Source organism: Psychroserpens ponticola, assembly GCF_023556315.2.
Lineage (GTDB): Bacteria > Bacteroidota > Bacteroidia > Flavobacteriales > Flavobacteriaceae > Psychroserpens > Psychroserpens ponticola.
The window spans coordinates 3183369-3206057 of record NZ_CP116221.1 but is presented as its reverse complement, the minus strand read 5'-3'; the positions used below and the strand labels follow the sequence as shown (position 1 = coordinate 3206057).

Here is a 22689-nt window from a genome sequence, read left to right as displayed (position 1 = left end):
TTATTTCCCTATCAAGGTTTTCTGATCATATTGAATAAAGAATATTAAAGGAATTGCATAAGCTAAGTGACGAACTAATGTTATAATTGGCATCATTGGATCCATATCTATTCCTGCGACTCCAGCTCCTAATAATGGGAGCATAAATAGCCATACTAAGGCTACTGTTTCACCAACAACAAATGTAATTGCTCTTGCCCATTTTGGTCCCCAAAGTGATGGCGCGATTCCTGCAAATAATATGGCTAGTAATATTCCATTACTATAATGTCCAATAACTCCATACATTAATCCTAATCCTGTCTTTGCTCCTAAAATGCTTGGAATGTCCCACCAGTTGCCTGTTATTAATAATCCTAATAAGTCAAATAGTATTGTTCCTAAGAAGCCTGCTAGTATTGCTTGTTTCCAATTTATAGTTTTCATTTTTTTAAGTTTTATGTTGAATTTAAGTTTGATGGCCAGTTTGATTGGTGCTATTAATCTCATTTTTTATCAATCAAACTGGTAACATCAATTAATTATTCAAACTATTATTTAATATTATTTTTATTCAAAAAGTCTAAGATGTAATTTGCTATTTCATCTCCTTTTTCTTCTAAGGCAAAATGACCTGTGTCTAATAAGTGAAACTCCAGATTTTTTAAATCTCGTTTGTAAGGAAAGGCACCATCAGCTGGAAAAATGTAATCATTCTTTCCCCAAACAATTAATGTTGGTGGTTGATGATCTCTAAAGTATTGTTGCCATTCTGGATATAGAGGAACATTTGTTCTATAACTATAAAACATAGCTAATTGAATCTCATTGTTTTCTTCTCTAGTTAAATGTTGTAAATCTATATTCCAGTTATCTGGACTAATTTTTAAAGGATCTTGGACACCATGTGTATATTGCCATTTTAATCCATCTGGAGAGTGAAATCCTTCTAATGCTTTACCATTTTCAATTGTGTTGTCGTTCCAATATTTTTTAATTGGAATCCAGAAATCTTTTAAACCTTCATCATAGGCATTTCCATTTTGAATGATTAGTGATTCAACTTTTTCAGGATATTTTGAAGCTATTCTGAAACCAATTGGTGCGCCATAATCCATTAAGTAAATACTGTATTTTTCAACGTTTAATTCTTCTAAAAAGCCTTCTACAACATTAGCCATATTATCAAAAGTATAATCGAAATCTTTCATTTTAGGCTGATCACTTCTGCCAAAACCAGGGTAATCTGGAGCTAAAACATGATATCGAACAGACAAGTCTGTTATTAAATTTCGAAACATATGTGATGATGTTGGGTAACCATGTAATAATAAAATTGTTGGTTTATTTACATCTCCTGCTTCTCTATAGAATATATCCAAACCATTAACCTTTACTGTATTGTGAAGCGTTTGTTGTTTTTTTTCAGTTTTATGAATTATTGTGTTGTTTTCAGGAGTTTCGAAAGAGAATATTCCTATTGATAGTACTGCTATCGTAGCAATACCTAATACTGATTTTAAAATTTGTGTTTTCATGTTGTTTAAATTTATATTGATTAGTTATACTTCTTGTAATTGTTCTAGGTTTTGTGCTTTTGGAAAATCTATTTCAAAACCACCATTATGATATATAGTGTTTGTAATAGTTGTTAGTGAAACGATAGCTATTAATTCTGCAAAAGCCGCTTTGTTATATCCTGTTTCAAAAAAGGTTTGAATAGCTAATTGTGTAGGATGACCTTTAGTGTTTGTAATTTCGCTTGCTAATGTTACCAATGCATTTAGTTTTGCATCTGCAATAGTTTTGCTTCTTAAATTTAAAGTTTCATTTTCAGTAAAACCATTCATTTTACCTAATGCTGTATGTGCTGAAAGGCAATAAGCACAATTATTAGTTTGTGATGTTATCAATGCTATAGCTTCATATTCTTTATTTGAGAATTCTCCACTTTTTAAAGTTTCTGTAAAGTTTAGAAATCCGCTTAGTAATTTATCTGAAATACCCATAGTTGCATATAAGTTTGGTAGCATTCCGATTTTATTTTTGATACCTGTGAAAATTGCTTTGGAATTTTCGTTGGCCTCTTCTATTGTTAAAGGTTGTAATGTCTTCATTTTTTTAAATTGTTTAACTGTGTTTTAAATTAGACTATCTTATCTGTGTTTTCTTTTACTATTCCAGATGGAACTTTTTGAATTGTTTGTTGTTTTCATTTCTATTGGTTTTTATTAATTAAATTTTCTTTCTGTTTTATTAATGCTTATGTCATTTGCACTCATGTCTCTTATTTTCATTAATCCTTCAGAATCAAATTCCCAATGCTCGTTTCCATGAGTTCGTTTCCATTGTTTCGTTTCCGAATCCTGCCATTCGTATTCAAATCGTACAGAAATTCTATTTTCAGAATATGACCATAAGTATTTTTTAAGTTTGTAATGCAATTCTTTATTCCATTTCTCTGTTAGAAATTCTACAATTGCTTTTCTACCAGTAAAAAAATGTTCTCTATTTCTCCATTTTGAATCTATTGAGTAGGCCATAGATACCTTATCTGGATTTTTACTGTTCCAAGCGTCTTCAGCAGCTTGAACTTTTTTTTTCGCTTTTTCTTTGTTGAAAGGAGGTGTTATTTTGTTCATAATTATATACAGACAAGTCTGTTTATTTTTAAGTATTAATTTATTTGTTTTGTTTTAGAGCTTCATAGTTATATGCTTAGATTAAAAGTTTAATACATGCTTTCTTTGCAACTTCAATAGGCCATTTTTCTTTTTGTATTTGTGATAAAATGATTGCTCCTTCAATTAAAATTAAAACTTCATCTCCCAATTCTTCGGGTTTTGGATATTTACCTTCTTCTTTCAATAGAGTATGAATCCATTTTCTAAGATCATTCTTATGATAAATTGCTTGGTCTCTAATCTTATCATGGTCTTTGGGCAAATCTGTAATAATATTTTGCCATCCACATCCTCTAAAATTCACTTCACATAACCATTCTATTAGGTAATCAAAACAACCAATTACTTTACCTTTAGATGTGTTTTGAACAGATACACAGTCTTTTAGTTTGCCCATCCACATACTATGTCTCGCTGTCAAATACGCAACAGCAATATCTTCTTTTGATCTAAAATGTTGATACATGCTTGCTTTTGCTACTCCAGCTTCAGATATTATTTGATTTATTCCAGTTTGATTAAATCCTTGGTTATAAAACAAATCCGAAGCTGTTATGATAATGCGTTCTTTCACTCCTAATTTTTTCATGAGACAAATATATGCGAAAATAATTAAAACAGACAAGTCTGTATTTATTTAACGTATTTTTAACAAATTAATGTTATCGAATAGAAGATGTAATTAATTTTGATTGCCCTATCAATACTAGTGTTTAAATTAATAAAACCAAAAAACCCGATTCAGAAGAATCGGGCTTTTAGTGGTGGTGCCTCCAGGAATCGAACCAGGGACACAAGGATTTTCAGTCCTTTGCTCTACCAACTGAGCTAAGGCACCAGTCGTTTTAAACGAGAATGCAAATATATATGCATTTTTATTATTCGCAAAGGAAACCTTAAAAATTTATAATCTTTATTTATTAAAGTTGATAGTCTCATTATTTTCAAGGGATTAATATGTTATTTTTTGGTTAAACAGACTTTAAGTGTTTGTTGCATTTTGTATGTTTACAGCTTATCTTTTTATATGAATTTAATAATAGATGTAGGAAACACATTAGTGAAACTTGCTGTTTTTCAGGACGATGTATTATTTGAAAAAATTACAGTTCAGCATGACGGGTTTATAAATGCAGTTAGAAAAGTACTTAATAAATATCCTATCATTACTAAAGGAATAATATCTTCTGTAGGAAAATTGAATAATCAAGATGTTCAAATAGTAGCATCCGAGATTGAACTATTAGTTCTAAATTCTGAAACTAAACAGCCATATAAAAATTTATACAAAACACCTAAAACTCTTGGAGTAGACCGTATAGCTTTGGTTAGTGCTTCAGTAGAACAATTTCCAGATATGAATGTTCTTATCATTGATGCTGGAACTTGTATTACATATGATTTTATAAATACACAAAATGAATATTTTGGAGGAGCAATTTCTCCTGGTATTAGATTGAGATATCATAGTTTACATAATTTAACCGCAAATCTTCCGTTACTTGAATCTAAACTCCCTAAATCATTGATTGGAAATACAACAGAAAGTTCAATTCATTCTGGAGTTGTATTTGGTGTTTTGAAAGAAATAGAAGGTGTTATTAATGAGTATAAAGAAAAATATTCGGATTTAACAGTTATTTTAACAGGTGGTGATGCCAATTTCTTGTCAAAACAATTAAAAAATGGCATATTTGCGAATTCAAATTTTCTTTTAGAAGGTTTGAATTTTATTTTAGAATATAATACACAATAATGATAAAAAAACTTGTAATAGTTTTAGTTGCTTTTTTTGCATTACAAATGAATGCACAAGAAGGTACAGCTTCACCATATTCTTTTTATGGAATAGGATCTTTAAAATTTAAAGGTACAGTTGAAAATAGGAGTATGGGAGGATTGAGCATCTATACAGATAGTATTCATGTTAATCTTAGAAACCCAGCAGCATATGTTGGTCCGAACCTTAAGGTTTTAAATTATGAAAATCGTCCAGTTAAATTTTCTATAGCAGCGAGTCATAATAGCATAAACTTAAAATCAGATTCAGGAAGTGAAAAGACAAGTGCTACAACAATTGACTATATGGCTTTGTCAATTCCATTAGGAAATAAACTTGGATTTGGCCTTGGGATTTTACCGTATACTTCTGTTGGTTATAAATTAGAAGATCAAAACAATAACAATGATGTTTTAAATAGATATCGAGGAGAAGGTGGTTTAAATAAGGCCTTTCTTGGGTTTGGATATCGTATTACAGATGAATTGAGTTTGGGTATAGATGTGCATTATAATTTTGGAAATATCCAAAATACAGCCATAGAGTTTCTTTATGATGATGAAGGAAATGTGATTCAATACCAATCAAGAGAACAAAATAGATCTGATCTAAGTGGATTAAATATTAATTTGGGTTTGACCTATAAAACCATGATTAATGAGAAACTTGAATTGCAATCAGGATTAACCTATTCGCCCCAAAGCAACATAACATCTAAAAACACTAGAACATTTTCTACAATTGTTATCAATCAGCAAAATGGACAAGAATTTGTGGTAAATACAATTGATGCAGATTTAGAAGCACTAGACTTAGAGAGTACTGAATTAAAATTGCCAGCCAGATTGTCTTTTGGAGGAGGAATTGGAGCACCAAGAAAATGGTTTTTAGGAGCCGAATATACGTTTCAAAATACCAGTAAGTTTTCAAACCCAATAGTAGCAATAAATAATGCAAACTTTGTAAATGCATCAAATATATCAATTGGTGGTTTCTTTGTTCCAAATCCTGATTCATTTTCGAGTTACTGGAAAAGAGCGACTTATAGAGCTGGAATGCATTTCGAAAATACAGGTTTAGAAATAAATAATGAAAACATAAACGAGTTTGGCATATCTTTTGGAGTTGGATTACCTGTTGGGAAATGGTTCTCAAATGCTAATCTTGGATTAGAAGTTGGTAGAAGAGGTACAACTAACCAAAATTTAATACAAGAGAATTTTGTGAATTTCCAATTTAGTATGTCTTTAAATGACATATGGTTCGAAAAAAGAAAATATAACTAACGAAAAATGAATACAATGAAAACGAGAATTATTTTAATATTAGCTGCTTTGTTCTTAACAGCAAACTTCGGTTTTGCGCAACAAGATGAAGAGTGTATGCTTAATTTAACTTTAATGAGCGACTTCGTTAAGAGTAAAAAATATGATGAAGCTTACGAACCTTGGATGAAAGTAAGAAACAAATGTCCTAAGTTTAGTTATGCTATTTATGCTTATGGAGATAAGATTCTTAATCATAAAATTGATAATTCTAGTGGTCAAGAAAAATTAGATTTTATTACAGATCTTATGGTTGTTTGGGATAAGGGAATGGAGTACTTTCCAAGTAAATATGATTTAGGTGATGTGCTTTCTGATAAAGGACTTTTAATGTATGACAACCAAAAAGAACTTGGTCTAACTGATAAACAAGTATATGATGCATTTGATAAAGCATATACACAGGATCTAAAAAACTTCACTAGTGCTAAAGGTTTGTATGTGTATTTTACTAAGGTTGTAGATTTAAATAAAGCAGAACAAGCACCAATTCAAGATGTCTTTAATAAGTATGATGATGTGTCTGAGCAATTAGAAACGATCAATGCTAATTACACAATTAAATTGAATAAACTTATTGAGAAAGAAGAAGCAGGAACGGTATTGACAAAAAAAGAAGGTAAATACAAAACGTTTTATCAAAAATCTTTGGAGGCTAATGGTAAAATATCAGGAAGTTTAGATACATATCTAGGTCAGTTAGCGAATTGTGAGAATTTAATTCCACTATATCAGAAAGATTTTCCAACATATAAAAATGATGCAGTTTGGTTGAAAAGAGCTGTAAGCAGAATGTATAACAAAGAATGCACTGATGATCCTTTATATATTGAATTAGTAAAAGCTTATGATGCAACTGCACCTTCTGCTGATACAAAATACTTTGTTGCAACAATATTGTATAAACAAGGTAAAAATAAAGAAGGAGATGATTACATCAAACAAGCTTATGAATTAGAAACTGATGTGTTTAAAAAAGGTCGTTTAGCAAAAAAAATTGCTCATGGTTATAAAAAACGCGGAAGTTATGGAGCTGCAAGACAATATTATAGAGAAGCTTTAAAGTTAAATCCTTCAGACGGAACGCCTCATTTGCAAATTGCATCTATGTATGCTAAGAGTGCCAATAGTTGTGGAGATACTAACTTTAATAAAAGAGCTGTATTCTGGTATGCTGCTCAAGAAGCTTTAAAAGCAGGAAGAGTAGATGCAAGTATGAAGTCTAGTGCACAACAAGCTGCTAATTCTTATAACGCAAATGCACCTACTAAGTCTGAGATTTTCCAAGCTGGAAATGCAGGAACTACAATCTCTATTGGTTGTTGGATAGGTGGAAGTGTGCAAGTTCCTAACCTGTAAATGAAACGTAAATTTTTACATATAAATATATTCATAGTCACAACGTTTGTTGTGACTATGTTTTTTTCATGTAAGAACAATTTTAAAGATGTTCAGCAAATAGGAATACTTCAAAATCAACCTATTGGTGAAGCTAAAAATATTGATTTAAGATATACCGAAGCCGAAGATACTACTGGTAAAGTTATCGCAAATCTTAAAAGCCCTAGAATGTTAGATTACTCTAATAGAGGCTTTGGGTTTTCTGAATTTCCAGAAGGTGTGAACTTATCATTATATGACGAAAATGGTGAGAAGAATGTAATTTTAGCTGATTATGCAATCGTATATAACAAAACAGATTTAATCGATTTACAAGGTAATGTTATTCTTATTACGCCTCAAAATGATAGTCTTTTCGCAGATCAATTATATTACGATCAGAAACAAGAGTGGCTGTTTACGAATCAAAAGGTGCGATTAAAGTCTATAACCTCTAATAATGGTAGAGGGAATATTTTTGACTCAGATACTAAATTTAAAAACTATACCATTCTAGAAGGAAGTGGTAATATGCTTTTAAAAGACTAATAGTTTAATTAGTTTAGTAAAACATCTTTATCTTTGTCGTAAATATTTTTATTCAAGATGAAGCTACTTCAATATATTTCATACGTATACCTCTTTTTTGTGGTACTTTTTATTTATGATGGATTTGATAAATGGAATGATGGTACCAGTAGATCTTACATTTCTTTTTTCTTTGCTGCATTAGCTCTGTTCATGTATTTTTTTAAAAAACGGTTTAATAAAAGAATTGACGATAAGAACAATAAATAAGTATGGACTTAAGCATTCTTATCATTGTTGTAATGTTATTGCTCTCTGCCTTCTTTTCAGGTATGGAGATTGCTTATGTGTCCTCTAATAAAATTCATATTGAAATTGAAAAAAAGCAAGACGATTTTCTTGCTAAAATTTTAACCCTTTTAACAGCTAAACCTTCCAAGTTTATCGCTACGATGCTGATTGGTAATAATATAGCATTAGTGATTTATGGTTTTTTAATGGGAGATGTTTTGGTAGAATGGTTTCAATCTAAACTCCCAACAGATTATCAGGTTATTAATTATTTACTTAACGATTTAAGTCTGTTAACCCAAACTATTATATCTACTGTAGTCATATTGATTTCTGCAGAATTCTTACCAAAAGTGTTTTTTCAGATTTATGCGAATTCATTCTTGAAAATATTTGCATTTCCTGCTTATTTATTTTATTTGCTATTTTGGTTTATTTCTTCATTTATAATATGGATATCAGATAAGGTTTTGAAAACATTTTTTAAAACAGATGGCGATGATGTAGAATTAGCTTTAACTAAAGTTGAATTAGGGAATTATATTAGCGAACAAATGCAATCTATTGAAGCGCATGATGAGGTCGATAGTGAGATTCAAATTTTTCAGAACGCCTTAGAGTTTTCAGGCGTAAAGGCTCGCGAGGTTATGGTGCCTCGAACAGAAATTATTGCTGTAGACGTTAAAGAATCTGTGAAAAATATTAGCACAATGTTTATTGATAGTGGATTGTCAAAAATATTAGTGTATCAAGATTCTATTGATGACATTTTAGGATACGTGCATTCGTTTGAGCTTTTTAAAAAACCTAAAACAGTAAAAGCGATTACCTTACCTGTAGTCTTCGTTCCTGCAACTATGTTAGTAAAAGATGTGCTTAATATTTTAACTAAAAAAAGGAAAAGTATAGCTGTAGTTATTGATGAATATGGTGGAACTGCAGGTATTATGACTGTTGAAGATATCGTTGAAGAACTTTTTGGTGAAATTGAAGATGAACATGATAGTGTTGAATTAACAGAAGAAAAAATTGATGAAGATCATTACAGGTTTTCAGCACGTTTGGAAGTTGATTATGTCAATGAAACCTATAAATTAAACCTTCCGGAAGGTGAAAATTACGAAACCCTTGGAGGATTAATTGTAAACGAAGCTGAAGAAATTCCTCAAGAAGGTGACGTGGTCACTATAGGTGTTTTTAAATTTAAGATTTTAGAAGTGTCTTCTACCAAGATCGATGTCGTAGAGTTGCATATTATAGAAGAGGATTAATTCTTCCTTAATTTAAGTAGTTCAATTCATACGAATAGTGCTTAAACTCAGCATTACATTTCTTCGGTATTTAACCGATAAAATCTGATACTTAACTAAAGACTTGAATATACCTTACTATTTAAGCAATAAAAACATAATTCTCCTTTTATTATTTAATAGAAAATGGTATTTTCGCCCACTTATTATTCGATAAAATATACATAAAATGGCAGTTTTAAATAAAATTAGACAACGTTCTTTGTTTTTGATTCTAATCATTGCACTAGCATTGTTCTCATTTGTACTTACCGATTTGTTTAGAAACAGTGATGCTCTATTTGGAGGTTCTCAAGATGTAGTTGCTACCGTAAATGGTACAAACATTAACAGAACTGACTTTATGAATAGAGTTGAACAAATGCAAAGTCAGTTAGGTCCAAATTCTACTTCAACTCAAGCGATGTCTAGAGTTTACGATCAAGAAGTGAGAAAAGCTATTATGGCTTCTCAATTTGAAAACCTTGGTTTAAGTGTTGAGCAAGATCAAATGAAAGATTTATTAAAGCAAAGTTTTTCTAGCTATCCAGAGTTTCAAAATGAAGCAGGTGTTTTTGATGAAAACAAACTGACAGAATTTGTAAATAACTTGAAAACACTTAATGGGCAAAGTGCTCCGTTAAGTACTTTTCAAATTAACTATCAACAATGGGTAAGTACTGAAAATAATATTGCCTTAGGTGCTCAAGAAAGAGCATATTTCGCGATGGTTAAAGCAGGAGTTAATGCTACTTTAGGTGAAGCTGAAGTTGATTATATGTTAGAAAATGCTACTAGAGATTTAAATTACGTTCAAGTACCTTTTACATCTATCGCAGATAGTTTAGTGGATGTTTCTAAAGCAGACATCACAAAATATATTGGTCAGCATAAAGATAAATATGAAGTTGATGCTACTAGAGATATTAGCTTTGTAGAGTTTAAGGAAGTTGCTAGTGTTGAAGATGAAGAGAATCTTAAAACTGAATTATTAAAGTTATTAGATGATAAAGTTCTTTTTAATGAAGCAACTAATGCTAATGAAACTATAATTGGACTTAGAAACACAAAAGACATTGAAAGTTTTGTAAATTCTAATTCTGATATTACTTATAATGATGCGTTTTTAAGTAAGTCTCAATTGCCTTCAGTAGCTGCTGATACAATCTATAATACCAATGTTGGTGGAATTTACGGTCCTTACAAAGATGCTGGATTCTATAAGTTGTCTAAAGTTGTTGCAGAAACTCAATTGCCAGATTCAGTAAAAGTAAGACACATTTTAGTTCCTTACGCTGGTGCTCAAAGTGCTCAGCCAACAGTAACAGCTACTCTTGATGAAGCAAGATCATTAGCAGATAGTATTAAAACGGTTGTAACGGTTAATCCTTCTAAGTTTCCAGAATTAGTAACTGAATTTTCTTCAGATCAAGGAAGTGTTGCTAATGGTGGTGAATATGACTTTCACCCAATTACGCAAATGGTTAAGCCTTTTAGTGATTTTGAATTCCAAAACCAAATAGGTGATATTGGTGTGGTTCAAACCGTGTTTGGATTCCATATTATTGAAATATTAGATCAAAAAAATAAATCTAGAGCAATAAAAGTTGCAACGATAGCTCGTGAAATTGAACCTTCTGAAAAAACGATTGATGCAACATTTACTGAAGCGTCTAAATTTGAATTGGCATTGCAAAAGGAATCTTATGATGATGCGGCTAAAGAACGTAATTTTACAGCTAAGCCAGTAAACGGAATTAAAGTTCTTGATGAAAATATTCCTGGTTTAGGAAGTCAAAGAACAATTGTTCGTTGGGCTTTTGAAGATGGAACGAAAGTAGGAGACTACAAACGTTTCTCTATACCTAGTGGAGGTTATGCTGTAGTTCAAGTTGTAAAAGCAACTAAAAAAGGACTAATGGATGCAGAAAGTGCTTCCGCAACAGTTCTTTCTGAAATAAGAAATGAGAAAAAGGCGGCTATGATTTTAGATGGAATTACAGGAACTACAGTTGCTGATATTGCTAAAAATCAAGGTAGAGCTTCAAGTAATGCGTCTGCTGTTAATATGAAAAATCCAACTTTATCAGGAGCTGGAGCAGAGCCTAAAGTAGTTGGTGCTGCTTTCGGATTAGAAGAAGGAGGAGTGTCTAAGCCTATCGTAGGAAATAAAGGTGTATATGTAGTAGAAGTTACTAAAATTAACGAAGCGACTTCTTTAGACAACTACCAAGCTATTGCTAATCGTTTAAGTACAGCAAGAACGAATGCTGCTCAAACTAAAGTATATGAAGCTTTAAAAGAAACTGCAGATATAGATGATAACAGAGCTAGATTTTTCTAGAGTTTGTAATTGAAATATAAAAAAAGCTTCACGTTATGTGAAGCTTTTTTTATTTTAAAATCATATCGTTGAACGCAATAATAGTTGAAAATCCCTTGCCTTTAAAATAAGTCTTAGGATCATCTTTAGATGCCGCTAAAACAAAATCGCCTCCCCAAGCACCAAGACTTTTTATGCTGCCGTTAAAGTCTTTAAATAAACGTTTTTTAACGGGTTTTTGTTTTATGATATTAGAAATGATTTGTTCATGACGATCAATTAGTTTTTGAAAGTCTTCTAACAAATCACAATCAATCATATCTCGAGTAATTTGATTGATGTTTTTAATATCATCGCTTAAACCTGATGTATTTGCTCGGTATTGAGCAATACCTTCTCTGCTATTTTGCTTTTGATTCAAATGAACAAAATATAAGTCGTTTTTAAATGAAGGATTAAAATCAACTGTTTTAATTTCTCTTTTGTTGTCATCCTGAACTTGATTCAAGATTGCATCTTGGTTAATCTTGTAAGTAATAGGCTCGTTAGCTTCTGCACAAGCAATATCATAACCACTACCACTAAAAGATAAGTCAAGTAAGGTGTAAGGGTTGATATTTGCCCAATTTGAAATATTATTGATTAACGTTGAAGATGTACCTAAACCCCAAATTTTTGGAAATTCAAGTTGTGTCGTAACTTTATACCCTTTTTCATCAGCTAAAAAATCAGGATTAAGTTTTTTGGCAGTGTTTAATACTTGAAGTAACCGATTAGAAATAGAATTGCCATTCTGCAATTGTTTCAGGGTCCCATTAGTTTGAATTTTAAATGTGTCTTCAAACCAAACCTGTCCGTTTTCATCAATACTGATCCAATGTAATTCACCAAAAGTGTTGTCTTCCACCTTTAGATTTTGTCCTAATTTTGTTGGAATAGCTAATGACAAAGCACCATCAAGAACGACATATTCTCCAGTTAGAAGCAATTTTCCATGACTGTAAAAATGTTTCACTAGTGGTTGGCTCTTAAATTAGTAATTGCTTCCACAACAGAGCTATGGGTTACAGTATGTGTTTTAAAATGTGACACAAGTTTGTCTTTTTCTTCTGTAGTGGCTTCAAATTGGTTTAAAATATTCATAAGGTGCATTTTCATGTGTCCTTCTTGAATTCCAGTAGTTGTCAGTGAACGTAATGCTGCAAAATTTTGTGCTAATCCTGCAACAGCAACAATTTGCATGAGTTCTTTTGCTGAAGGTTTGCCAAGCATTTCTAAAGCTAATTTCACCAAAGGATGCAAACTTGTTAAACCACCAACAGTTCCGAGAGCTAAAGGGATTTCCATCCAAAATTTGAACGTACCATCTTTTACTTCAGCATGAGTTAAACTTGAGTATGACCCATTTCTGGACGCGTAGGCATGTACTCCTGCCTCAACTGCTCTAAAATCGTTTCCAGTTGCTAAAACCACAGCATCTATACCATTCATAATGCCTTTGTTATGAGTTACAGCTCGATAAGGTTCAATTTCTGCTATTCTTACAGCTTGTATGAATTTTTCAGCGAAAGCCTCTGGAGATACATTTGGATTTTCAGTTAAATCCTCAATTTTACAATTCACTTCAGCCCTAACTAAACAGTTTGGAACGTAGTTAGATAAAATACTCATTACGACATTTAAATTGCCTTTCAAAGTTGTTTTTGCTTCAGATTTAAGAGTTATTGCGAATTGTTCTAAGCAACTATTTATGAAATTTGCTCCCATGGCATCCATGGTTTCAAAAGTGGCATGTAATTGATAATAATTATTGAGCTTTTCTGTTTGGTTTTTAAGTTCAATATCAAGAATACCACCACCACGATTATTCATGCTTTTAGTGATAGAAGTCGTGTCTTCAAAAAATTTAGATTTCATTCCTTTAAAAAAGGACGTTAATTCTTCGGTGTTTCCATCATATGTAAAATGAACTTGTCCAATTTTTGTAGTTGAAATCACTTCCGTTTTAAATCCACCACGATCAAACCAAAATTTTGCAGCTTTACTTGCAGCAGCCACAACCGAACTTTCTTCAATCGTCATTGGTATGGTATAAGTTTTACCATTAATTAAAAAATTTGGAGCAACGCCAAAAGGAAGATAGTAGTTGGTTATTGTGTTTTCTATAAATTCATCATGTAACTGCTGGAGTTTATTGTCACTGTTCCAATATTGTTTGAGTATGATTTTGGCACTATTGTTATTTGGAAAATAAGTATCTACTATCCAATCGATTTTATCAGATTTCGACAATTTAGAAAAACCAGTAATAGTTTTATGCATTAACTTGAATTTAAGGATACAAAGATACTATTCTTGTGTGTAATTTTCTTTACTGTTATGATAATTGCATATTTAACTGTTAATAGTTGGTGTTTTTTGCTTAATTTTTAGTAAACTTGACATATTTTTATCAAAAAATAGCACGATTCTTGATGCTTCATTAAGAACAGTGAAAAAACTAACTAACACTAATTTTTATGTCAACAACAACACTAAAACCTCACCAAAAAGAACTTTGGGGACATCCAATAGGACTTTATGTTCTGTTTTTTACTGAAATGTGGGAACGCTTTTCATATTATGGAATGCGTGCATTACTTGTAATTTATATGATTGCAAAGGCAGGCCATAAAGATGGTCCAGGTTTAGGTTGGTCAAAAATTGAAGCATTGCAGTTATATGGTTGGTATGTTATGTTGGTATATGTGGTTTCTATTCCTGGAGGAATTTTAGCAGATAAATATCTAGGACAAAAAAAAGCAGTCATGCTTGGAGCAATTATCTTGTGTTTAGGTCATGGTACATTAGCAATAGAAGCTGATTGGGCTTTCTTTACAGGTTTAGGCTTAATTATTTTGGGTGTTGGTTGTTTAAAACCTAACATTTCAACAATGGTTGGAGGATTGTATAAAAAAGGAGATATCAGAAGAGATAAAGGCTTCAGTATTTTTTATATTGGAATTAATTTAGGGTCATTGTTAGCAACTACATTTGTAGGAATGATTGTAGCAAAATGGGGTTGGCACGCAGGTTTTGGTATGGCAGGAATTGCAATGTTATTAGGACTTTTTGTCTATGTTTGGGGACAAAAATATATCAAGCATGTTGGTAATAAACCGACAGTTGAAGAAACGAAAAATGATGTTTCAATGGTTAAGTTGTTTTCAAACATCTTTAAATCACCTTTGCAATTAGTGATTTTTGTAATTTTATTAGCATTTTCTTTATATGCAGGATTTACTTTTGAAGGTGTTGATCATTGGGGCTATGGTGCGTTATTTATCTTTTTGTCATTTGTAGTAGGATTATTGATGATGATATTTAAAAGTTTGGAAACACAAATTGAAAAAGATCGATTTTTAGTAGTGCTTTTATCTTTTTTATTAGTCATTGTTTTTTGGGGAGCATTTGAACAAGCTGGTGGCTTAATGAGTATTTACACAGAACAGAAAACAAATAGAATGTTGTTAGGGTATTTAATCCCAACGCCTATGTTTCAAGGTTTAAATGCTGGATTTATTATATTATTAGCAGTTTGGATTGCTAATATTTGGGCAAAACGTAAGCTTAAAAATAAAGAAGCGTCTTCATTATTTAAAATGGCTACAGGAACAATTATCATGGGCTTAGGCTTTGTGTTTATGGTTTTTGCTGTTAGAGAATATAGTATTGAAGGTCATTCAGGAATGCAATGGTTAGTTTTAGCATATCTATTTCATACTATTGGAGAGTTGTGCTCTTCACCTGTGTCTTTATCATTTGTTACTAAATTGGCACCTGTTAAATATGCATCGTTAATGATGGGATTATATTTTGCAGCTACTGGACTTGGAGGAAAAGTTGCGGGAATCATAGGTGAATATGCTCAATTAAAGCCTTACGAGGCAAAAATGATTGCAAGTAAAAGTGATATTAATGTATTTGTTACTAAAGACACCTTAACTCTTACTGATGATATAGGAAAAGAATTTAAAGCATTTGATTTTCCAATATCAAGAGATCAAGAATTTAAAATTAAAGCAGATGTTTATTTAGAAAACAATAATATTGTTTTTGAAGAAGTGGTTACTAAAGAAAATATTAATCATTTATTTAATATTACAAAAGACGATAAAAATGATTTTACAGCAAATCTGAAATCATATTTAACTGAAAATAAAGTTTCTAAAGCAATCCCTTTTCATACGGAATTAACATTTCAAAAGAATGAAGAAAAATTATTAAATAGAAAAAATATAGGTGATGGTAAAAACTATGAAGTTTCTTTTGTATTAGAAGAACAGCAGACAAAACAAGAATTTAAAACATTTGCAGGAATAACTATTTTTACTGTAATCTTCGGTTTATTGGTTATCGTATTGTTAAAACCTTTAAAACGTTTAACACATGGAGCTGAAGATAATGAAGTTGAAATGCATAATGATGAAGCAGAAGGATTTGAATTAGCAGATAATTAATAATTACATAACAATATATAAACCCTCTTTTTTGAGGGTTTTCTTCTTATAACTAAACTTTCTTTTATGAATACTGATATCGAAAATCTATTTAAAGACAAAGTCATTGGACATCCAGCAGGTTTGTTCGTTTTGTTTTTTACTGAAATGTGGGAGCGTTTTTCATTTTATGGGATGCGTGTTCTTTTGGTGAATTTCTTAACCATGGCTGCAATAGGATACAATCCAGGTTGGGAATGGTCAGTTGAAAATGCAGGAGCTCTTTTTGGTACTTATGCTATGCTTCTTTATATAACACCGATTATTGGAGGTTGGATTGCTGATAAATATACAGGTTATAGGTGGGCAGTAATCATTGGGTCTTTAATTATGACTTTAGGTCATGCATCTATGGCATTAGAAACAGAATTCTCTTTATATCTTGGATTAGTTTTATTAGTTATAGGAACAGGGTTTTTTAAGCCAACAATGACCTCTATGATTTCAGAAATGTATAAAAAGAATCCAGAAAAAAAGGATGGTGCTTATACCATTTATTATATGGGTGTTAATGCTGGTGCATTTTTTGGAATGATGCTTTGTGGTTATTTAGCTGAAAAAGTTGGATGGGCTTATGGTTTTGGTCTTGCTGGAATTTTTATGCTTTTAGGTACAATTCAATTTTGGTTAGCAGGAAGTCTTTTTGGAAAGATAGGTGCTAAACCTTCAAAAGTACACGAGGTTGAGTTGCCTCAAAACATCAATGAAGAAAGTATTGTTGTCGATGAAACTGAAGTTGAAGAAAAGCCAAATCCATTTACATCATTAGATAAAATATTAATAGTGCTATCATCAGTACTTGGTTTAGGTTATGCTATTAATGATCCAATGTCTAAAATTGCAGGAATAGATATTTTTTCTGCATTACAAATTGGTGATTTTGAAGGGCAATATGTAGCTGTATTAGTTGCTTTGGCTTTGTTTGTGTTTTTAGCAATTGGTCGAATATTGCGTTACACAAAAGTAGTTAGACACAGAATGTTTGCATTTATCATATTTGCCTTTTTTACTGTATTCTTTTGGTTGTCGTTTGAACAAGGCGCATCATCATTAGTGATTTTTGCGAGAGATAATGTAGATCGCTTGTTAAGTGGATCTTCTGCTACTATTTTTAATATAGTGAATACATTGTTGACAGTAGTTCCTCTTATAATTATTTCATACGTCCTTTATGTTTTATGGAAAAAAACATATAGTAAAATTCCAGGCTCTAATATTGTTTTAGTGATCTGTTTTGTTGCAATGTGGGCAATTGTTGGATGGATGCTAAATAGAGATTTTAATACAACGGCTTATGATGTAAGTTATAATGCTGTAGAGCAACCAGATTTAGATGAAAAGGGCATTCAAAAAAAGAATGAACAAGGAGAATTACAGTTTAAATATACTCCTGTTACTCATGGTATGAATGCAAATTCTTCTCAAAAAATAGTTTCTAAAACCATAACTGTTGGAGAACCTTTTGCTGATTATAAAGTAGGCGATAAAAAACTAATTATAAATAAAAATAAAGAATTAACAGAGTTTTCTTTTATCTCCTCTGAAGAAGTGAAACAGAGGTTATTAAGTCATTCTGAATCAATAAACAAAGATAATGGTTTTGTTAATGCTACAGTAACCAAAGTAAGAGATAATGAAGTTGAAATCACTGTATCTTGGTTTAGTATTTTGAATTCATTTTTTATTATTGTTTTTGCTTCATTCTTTTCAAAATGGTGGGAAAGTAAGTACAACCCTTCAGCAGCAACTAAATATGCAATTGGCCTAGTTGTTATGGCAATAGGCTTTGGTTTGTTGGCTTTTGGATCAATGGGTATTGTTGATGGTGTTAAAGTAAGTATGGTTTGGTTAATATTAGCTTATTTATTTCACACACTTGGAGAGCTTTGTTTGTCACCTGTAGGCTTGTCTTATGTAAGTAAATTGGTGCCAGCACGTATGATTGCTCTAATGTTTGGTATGTGGTACCTAGCTATTGCAATTGGAAATAAATTAGCAGCAGTATTAGGTGGGCAAATAGAAAATATTACTAAAGAATATAGTTTATCTACATTCTTTTTAATATTTACAATAGTGCCATTTGTTGCTGGACTATTAGTATTTACACTTAATCCTGTACTCAAAAAATTGATGCATGGTGTCAAATAACGAATAAATCGTTAAAATAAACGCAAAATGCTCCTCTTTTGGAGCATTTTTTGTAAGTTCGGAACAGAAATTGCAACAAATCAGATATGAAAAAAATAACTTACTTATTCGTTTTAGCTTTATTAACTTCGGTTAGTGGTTTTGCTCAAGTAGCAGAAATTAATTGGGTAACTTTTGAAGAAGCCTTAGAACTTCAAAAGAAAAATCCTAAGAAAATCATGATGGATGTTTACACAAGTTGGTGTGGTCCATGTAAAATGTTAGACAAAAACACATTCCATAATAAAGACGTTGTGGAGTTTGTAAATAAAAATTATTATGCAGTTAAGTTTGATGCTGAAGGTGACTCTACAATAGATTACGATGATAAAACATTTAGTAATCCTAATTATAAAGCTGAATTAGCTAACAGAAGAAATAGCGCGCATGAATTAACTCGTTATTTAAAAGTTAGTGCTTATCCAACTATCGTATTCTTTGATGTTGATGCTAAAGTGATATCTCCAATTAGAGGCTATCAAAAACCACAACAAATTGAATTATACTTGAAATTATTTCTTGGTGATGACTTTAAGTCAATGACCACACAGGAAGATTTTAATGCCTACTATGAGGCATTTAAACCTGAGTTTCAGCAATAATTTGAATTACTTAATAATAAATGCTCCCTTTTCATTTGTTTGATGAAAAAGGAGTTTTTCTTTTAAACAAGTTGCTTTCCAACGTTTAACATAGGATTTATAATTACTGCCATCTGCAATTATAAGTTGTGGTTGTAAAGAATCAATCATCCGTTTTAAATTTATTCTTGGCGAATTCCTTAAGAGAATAATATCTGGTTTAAAACGTACTTGGTAAATACCAACACTATCAATGACTAAAAGTGTCTTATGTGGCGTTTTATATACATTGTGTAAAGAATCATATGTGATAGACTTTATAAAGCTTCCAACGTTGTAGCTGCTTAACATTTTTTCGGTTTTTACAGCACTACTGTCTAAATTATGCCATACTTTTAAACTTGTATTTTGCTTTTTTCCGATGACACTATATCTGGTTTTATGGAATATAATAAAAGCTTCAGCGCTATTTTTGCTTTTTGTATAGATTGAAACACTTTGTAATATCAATATAGACACTAATAGAAATGTGATTTGTTTAAATCGAAATTTTTTATACACTAAAATCAAAGCAAACAAAAAGAGATAAGTTGAAATAACGTGAGTAAATTCAAAAGAAATGTCTTTTATTAGAAATGATTCTTGTTTAGAAACCCATGTTACTATATAATTCATTGAGCTAATAAGGCTTCCGTAGAGATTTGCAATGGCTTCAGGAAGTACATTTAAAAGTGATAATAGAATCACTAAAATACCAAAACCTAAGATCAAACCTAAAAAGGGGATAATGGCTAGATTTGAAATGAAAAACAATCCTGGGAATTGATGAAAGTAAAATAAACTAATTGGTGCTACTCCTAATTGAGCAGCGATTGTCACTGTGAATATCTGCCAGAAGTAATTTGTAACTTTCCATTTAGGCATCCATAGTTTTTGCAATAGTGGTTGAATTGAAACTATTGCAAACACAGCTAAATAACTCATTTGAAAACCAACATCAAATAAAAACATTGGTTTTACTAAAAGCAGTATAAATATAGAAATAGATAACGTGTTGTAAATGTTCGTTCGACGTTTCAAATGCATGGCTATAGCAACAATACTAAACATAGTTACTGCTCTAGTTACCGAAGCCGATAATCCTGCAACTACGGCAAAACTCCACAATAAAATAAGTATGATTATAACTTTTATGGTGCTACCTCGTTTTAAATTTTCTAAAGGTCTTAATATAAAATTTAGCATCATTAGTATGATGCCAACATGTAATCCTGAAACGGCTAGTATATGGATTGCTCCAGCATTAGCATAATCCGTATACATATCCCGATTCATGTCTTGTCTTTGACCTAGAATGAGTGCGTTTATAATGGCTAATTCTTCTGGTTTAAAATTGAAACCCTTTAATTTTGTATTTATAGTTTGTCTTAAATCATCAGCATAACCTAAAATAGTTTCTCTTGTTGAAGATATTTGAAATACGAGTTGCTGTTCTGTAAATAGTTGATGATAGATGTATTGTTTTTCTAAATAGGCTTTGTAATTGAATTGATTTGGATTTAGCGGATTTTTTATTTCTTGAAATGCTGTGCGAATTAATAAGACTTCATCAACGTCATATAATTTTGATTTATCATTTTTTTCAATATTTAATAGTACGTTTCCTTGTGTATTTATCTGATTTACTTTTAATAATTCTACAACGTATTTATTGTGATATCGCGTTGGTTTAAGTCGTTCTTTTATTCTTAAAGTTATTTCATTTGAGATGAATGCTTCAATGTTTTTAATATTGATATAGTGACTAGGATAGTTTTTGTGTTGATGAGAATTATATGATAATATACCTAAACTAAACATTACCAGATATGCAACAACTCCAAACCAAATTGCTTTTTTTAGTGTTCGACCTGAAAAATGAAGCATTATAAATAAAACAATAAGTAACCCTATTGTAACACAAAGCCAATGACATAATGTTAGGGTAAAATAATACGAAAATAGAATGCCTGTTACTAAACAGAACGTTAACTTGATGATTATAAAATTAAGAGATTTCACACTCTAAATATAGTAAATAATCTATATATAGAAAATTATCTACATCATTCGTCTTGCTTGTACATAAGCCTGATACCAATAGCGTTCAGATAAATTTGAAGTAATTACGCCTTTACTAGACGTAGAATGTATAAATTCAACAAAACCAGGTCTGCTTTTGGTGACAATACCAACATGATTGACATTTCGATTATTCTTTTTTGTAGCAAAAAATAACAAATCACCTTCTTTCACATTTTTAACATCGATCCATTCTCCAGTGTTTTTGAGGTCTCCAGTAGTTCTCGGTAATTTGATGTTTTCTTTTTCAAAAGCTACTACAACAAGGCCTGAACAATCCATACCTCGTTTAGTGGTGCCACCATATTTATATCGTGTGCCTTCAAAAGTTTGAGCATAATTAATAATACGTTCAATAGTTTTTGAAGGTCTAGAAATAGAAGTGTGTTTACTAACTTTAGTGGTTTTTGACTTTTTAGTTTTTATGCCTTTGGAAGAATTACAACTACCAAAACTAAGGCATACAATAAGAAGTAGGGTGATTTTTTTCATAAACTAAATTTGATTATCAAAAATAGATAATAGATTGAATTAAGTTAAGAGTTGGTTTTTGTCTTTTCAACAATGTTATTTACAACTGTCAAAAATAAGTTTTGCTGTAGTATCACTTGCGCCTTTTCCACCTAATTTCTTTTCTAAATCGTAGTAATCAATAAACAGTCGAATTCGTTCGTCGTCATTAAGAATCTTTACAAGTTCTTTTTTAAGTCGTTTTTTGTTTAAATCACCTTGAATTAATTCAGTAACAACTTCACGATCCATTATTAAATTAACCAGAGAAATGAATTTTAATGTAATAATTCGTTTTGCTATTTGATACGAAATACTATTCGCTTTATAACAAACCACTTGAGGTACTTTAAATAATGCAGCTTCTAAAGTTGCTGTTCCAGAAGTAACCAGAGCAGCATGAGATACACTTAATAAATCGTAGGTTTTATTTGAAATAAAAGCCACATTGTCTTGCTTAATATATGAGTTATAAAAACTAAACTCTTGACTAGGTGCTCCAGCGATTACAAATTGATAGCCTTTAAAATCATTGACTAAACTCAACATGACACCAAGCATTTTTGTGATTTCTTGTTTCCTGCTTCCAGGTAAAAGTGCTATTATAGGTTTGTCACTAAGATTGTATTCATTTCTAAACGTTTTTTCATCAACCTGCTGCCTGTCTGATATGGCATCAATTAATGGATGTCCAACAAAATACACATCATAATTATATTTGGCGTAAAATTCCTTTTCAAAAGGAAGGATGACATACATGGCATCAACATCACGCTTTATTTTTTCAACACGACCAGCTCGAGATGCCCATACTTGAGGTGAGATATAATAATGTGTTTTATAATTTTTTTCTTTTGCCCATTTAGCAATACGAAGATTAAATCCAGAATTATCTATGAAAATAATTACATCAGGTTGGTAGCATTCAATGTCGTTTTTACAGAAACTAATCAAGCCTAAAATTTTACGAAGATTAAAAACCACTTCTGCAAAACCCATAAAAGAACGATCCTTATAGTGTGTTACTAAATTGCCACCAACTGCTTGCATAAGATCGCCTCCCCAAAATCTAAATTCGGCATTTACATCATGATTTTGTAATGCTTTCATCAGATTGGAACCATGTAAGTCTCCAGAGGCTTCGCCAGCAATGATATAATATTTCATTTATTT

General features: G+C 31.2%; 19 protein-coding genes and 1 tRNA gene. 9 read left to right on the top strand and 11 right to left on the bottom strand.

Annotation, left to right across the window (positions count from 1 at the left end; translation table 11 throughout):
• The 6 genes from MUN68_RS14125 to MUN68_RS14100 all read right to left on the bottom strand — a co-directional run bounded on the left by MUN68_RS14125 (window position 1) and on the right by MUN68_RS14100 (window position 3501).
• Window positions 1-426, bottom strand: a complete 426-nt coding sequence (locus tag MUN68_RS14125; protein ID WP_249993863.1) for a hypothetical protein — start codon at window positions 424-426, stop codon at window positions 1-3.
• A 107-nt stretch (window positions 427-533) separates the two neighbouring features.
• On the bottom strand, window positions 534-1517 hold the full coding sequence (locus MUN68_RS14120) for an alpha/beta fold hydrolase (RefSeq protein ID WP_249993865.1): 984 nt from the start codon (window positions 1515-1517) through the stop codon (window positions 534-536).
• A 24-nt stretch (window positions 1518-1541) separates the two neighbouring features.
• Window positions 1542-2096, bottom strand: coding sequence for a carboxymuconolactone decarboxylase family protein (locus MUN68_RS14115; RefSeq protein ID WP_249993866.1), 555 nt, complete (start codon window positions 2094-2096; stop codon window positions 1542-1544).
• A 114-nt stretch (window positions 2097-2210) separates the two neighbouring features.
• Window positions 2211-2621 carry a nuclear transport factor 2 family protein gene (locus MUN68_RS14110; protein ID WP_249993868.1) on the bottom strand — a complete coding sequence of 137 codons (411 nt, stop codon included), beginning with the start codon at window positions 2619-2621 and terminating at the stop codon, window positions 2211-2213.
• Window positions 2622-2697: 76 nt separating this feature from the next.
• A complete protein-coding gene (locus MUN68_RS14105; protein WP_249993871.1) occupies window positions 2698-3252 on the bottom strand; it encodes a TetR/AcrR family transcriptional regulator in 555 nt (184 codons plus the stop codon).
• Window positions 3253-3425: 173 nt separating this feature from the next.
• Window positions 3426-3501 (bottom strand) — tRNA-Phe (locus tag MUN68_RS14100).
• A 189-nt stretch (window positions 3502-3690) separates the two neighbouring features.
• On the opposite strand from MUN68_RS14100, the gene MUN68_RS14095 reads away from it, so the two are divergent.
• From MUN68_RS14095 to MUN68_RS14070, 6 genes are all read left to right on the top strand, one after another.
• Complete coding sequence (locus MUN68_RS14095) at window positions 3691-4419, top strand: type III pantothenate kinase (RefSeq protein WP_249993873.1); 729 nt, start codon at window positions 3691-3693, stop codon at window positions 4417-4419.
• Window positions 4419-5729, top strand: coding sequence for an outer membrane protein transport protein (locus MUN68_RS14090; protein WP_249993875.1), 1311 nt, complete (start codon window positions 4419-4421; stop codon window positions 5727-5729). The genes MUN68_RS14095 and MUN68_RS14090 overlap by 1 nt, the downstream gene beginning before the upstream one ends.
• Window positions 5730-5744: 15 nt before the next feature.
• Window positions 5745-7127 carry a tetratricopeptide repeat protein gene (locus MUN68_RS14085; protein ID WP_249993877.1) on the top strand — a complete coding sequence of 461 codons (1383 nt, stop codon included), beginning with the start codon at window positions 5745-5747 and terminating at the stop codon, window positions 7125-7127.
• A complete protein-coding gene (gene lptC, locus MUN68_RS14080; RefSeq protein ID WP_249993880.1) occupies window positions 7128-7697 on the top strand; it encodes an LPS export ABC transporter periplasmic protein LptC in 570 nt (189 codons plus the stop codon).
• Window positions 7698-7948: 251 nt separating this feature from the next.
• Window positions 7949-9238 carry a hemolysin family protein gene (locus MUN68_RS14075; RefSeq protein ID WP_249993882.1) on the top strand — a complete coding sequence of 430 codons (1290 nt, stop codon included), beginning with the start codon at window positions 7949-7951 and terminating at the stop codon, window positions 9236-9238.
• A 208-nt stretch (window positions 9239-9446) separates the two neighbouring features.
• Entirely contained in the window at window positions 9447-11600 is a 2154-nt protein-coding gene (locus MUN68_RS14070) for a peptidylprolyl isomerase (protein WP_249993884.1), read from the top strand.
• Between the two features lie 49 nt (window positions 11601-11649).
• Here the strand turns inward: MUN68_RS14070 and MUN68_RS14065 are convergent, their stop codons facing one another.
• Entirely contained in the window at window positions 11650-12594 is a 945-nt protein-coding gene (locus MUN68_RS14065; protein WP_249993886.1) for a GYDIA family GHMP kinase, read from the bottom strand.
• Window positions 12594-13901: a hydroxymethylglutaryl-CoA reductase, degradative gene (locus MUN68_RS14060; RefSeq protein ID WP_249993887.1), complete on the bottom strand. Its 1308-nt coding sequence runs from the start codon at window positions 13899-13901 to the stop codon at window positions 12594-12596. Before MUN68_RS14060 ends, MUN68_RS14065 begins: the two co-directional genes overlap by 1 nt.
• Before the next feature lie 197 nt (window positions 13902-14098).
• Between MUN68_RS14060 and MUN68_RS14055 the strand changes: the two genes are divergently transcribed.
• The 3 genes from MUN68_RS14055 to MUN68_RS14045 all read left to right on the top strand — a co-directional run bounded on the left by MUN68_RS14055 (window position 14099) and on the right by MUN68_RS14045 (window position 18906).
• Window positions 14099-16078, top strand: coding sequence for a peptide MFS transporter (locus MUN68_RS14055; protein WP_249993888.1), 1980 nt, complete (start codon window positions 14099-14101; stop codon window positions 16076-16078).
• A 66-nt stretch (window positions 16079-16144) separates the two neighbouring features.
• The gene (locus MUN68_RS14050; protein WP_249993889.1) at window positions 16145-18265 is read left to right on the top strand and encodes a peptide MFS transporter; all 2121 of its coding nucleotides are present in this window, start codon (window positions 16145-16147) and stop codon (window positions 18263-18265) included.
• Window positions 18266-18351: 86 nt separating this feature from the next.
• Window positions 18352-18906: a thioredoxin family protein gene (locus MUN68_RS14045; protein WP_249993890.1), complete on the top strand. Its 555-nt coding sequence runs from the start codon at window positions 18352-18354 to the stop codon at window positions 18904-18906.
• Between the two features lie 6 nt (window positions 18907-18912).
• On the opposite strand, the gene MUN68_RS14040 is transcribed toward MUN68_RS14045, so the two are convergent.
• From MUN68_RS14040 to lpxB, 3 genes are all read right to left on the bottom strand, one after another.
• Window positions 18913-20811, bottom strand: coding sequence for a ComEC/Rec2 family competence protein (locus tag MUN68_RS14040; RefSeq protein ID WP_249993891.1), 1899 nt, complete (start codon window positions 20809-20811; stop codon window positions 18913-18915).
• Between the two features lie 174 nt (window positions 20812-20985).
• The gene (locus MUN68_RS14035) at window positions 20986-21498 is read right to left on the bottom strand and encodes a C40 family peptidase (protein ID WP_249993892.1); all 513 of its coding nucleotides are present in this window, start codon (window positions 21496-21498) and stop codon (window positions 20986-20988) included.
• A 75-nt stretch (window positions 21499-21573) separates the two neighbouring features.
• Entirely contained in the window at window positions 21574-22683 is a 1110-nt protein-coding gene (lpxB, locus tag MUN68_RS14030) for a lipid-A-disaccharide synthase (protein WP_249993894.1), read from the bottom strand.
• Window positions 22684-22689 lie beyond the last annotated feature (6 nt).

Excerpts from the sequence above, each read along its gene's own strand:
- MUN68_RS14115 (WP_249993866.1), bottom strand. The coding sequence starts at position 2,096 with ATGAAGACATTACAACCTTTAACAATAGAAGAGGCCAACGAAAATTCC.
- MUN68_RS14055 (WP_249993888.1), top strand. The coding sequence starts at position 14,099 with ATGTCAACAACAACACTAAAACCTCACCAAAAAGAACTTTGGGGACAT.
- MUN68_RS14090 (WP_249993875.1), top strand. The coding sequence starts at position 4,419 with ATGATAAAAAAACTTGTAATAGTTTTAGTTGCTTTTTTTGCATTACAA.
- MUN68_RS14050 (WP_249993889.1), top strand. The coding sequence starts at position 16,145 with ATGAATACTGATATCGAAAATCTATTTAAAGACAAAGTCATTGGACAT.
- MUN68_RS14045 (WP_249993890.1), top strand. The coding sequence starts at position 18,352 with ATGAAAAAAATAACTTACTTATTCGTTTTAGCTTTATTAACTTCGGTT.
- MUN68_RS14070 (WP_249993884.1), top strand. The coding sequence starts at position 9,447 with ATGGCAGTTTTAAATAAAATTAGACAACGTTCTTTGTTTTTGATTCTA.
- MUN68_RS14105 (WP_249993871.1), bottom strand. The coding sequence starts at position 3,252 with ATGAAAAAATTAGGAGTGAAAGAACGCATTATCATAACAGCTTCGGAT.
- MUN68_RS14035 (WP_249993892.1), bottom strand. The coding sequence starts at position 21,498 with ATGAAAAAAATCACCCTACTTCTTATTGTATGCCTTAGTTTTGGTAGT.
- MUN68_RS14095 (WP_249993873.1), top strand. The coding sequence starts at position 3,691 with ATGAATTTAATAATAGATGTAGGAAACACATTAGTGAAACTTGCTGTT.
- lpxB (WP_249993894.1), bottom strand. The coding sequence starts at position 22,683 with ATGAAATATTATATCATTGCTGGCGAAGCCTCTGGAGACTTACATGGT.
- MUN68_RS14075 (WP_249993882.1), top strand. The coding sequence starts at position 7,949 with ATGGACTTAAGCATTCTTATCATTGTTGTAATGTTATTGCTCTCTGCC.
- lptC (WP_249993880.1), top strand. The coding sequence starts at position 7,128 with ATGAAACGTAAATTTTTACATATAAATATATTCATAGTCACAACGTTT.
- MUN68_RS14085 (WP_249993877.1), top strand. The coding sequence starts at position 5,745 with ATGAAAACGAGAATTATTTTAATATTAGCTGCTTTGTTCTTAACAGCA.
- MUN68_RS14040 (WP_249993891.1), bottom strand. The coding sequence starts at position 20,811 with ATGCTTCATTTTTCAGGTCGAACACTAAAAAAAGCAATTTGGTTTGGA.
- MUN68_RS14060 (WP_249993887.1), bottom strand. The coding sequence starts at position 13,901 with ATGCATAAAACTATTACTGGTTTTTCTAAATTGTCGAAATCTGATAAA.
- MUN68_RS14120 (WP_249993865.1), bottom strand. The coding sequence starts at position 1,517 with ATGAAAACACAAATTTTAAAATCAGTATTAGGTATTGCTACGATAGCA.
- MUN68_RS14110 (WP_249993868.1), bottom strand. The coding sequence starts at position 2,621 with ATGAACAAAATAACACCTCCTTTCAACAAAGAAAAAGCGAAAAAAAAA.
- MUN68_RS14125 (WP_249993863.1), bottom strand. The coding sequence starts at position 426 with ATGAAAACTATAAATTGGAAACAAGCAATACTAGCAGGCTTCTTAGGA.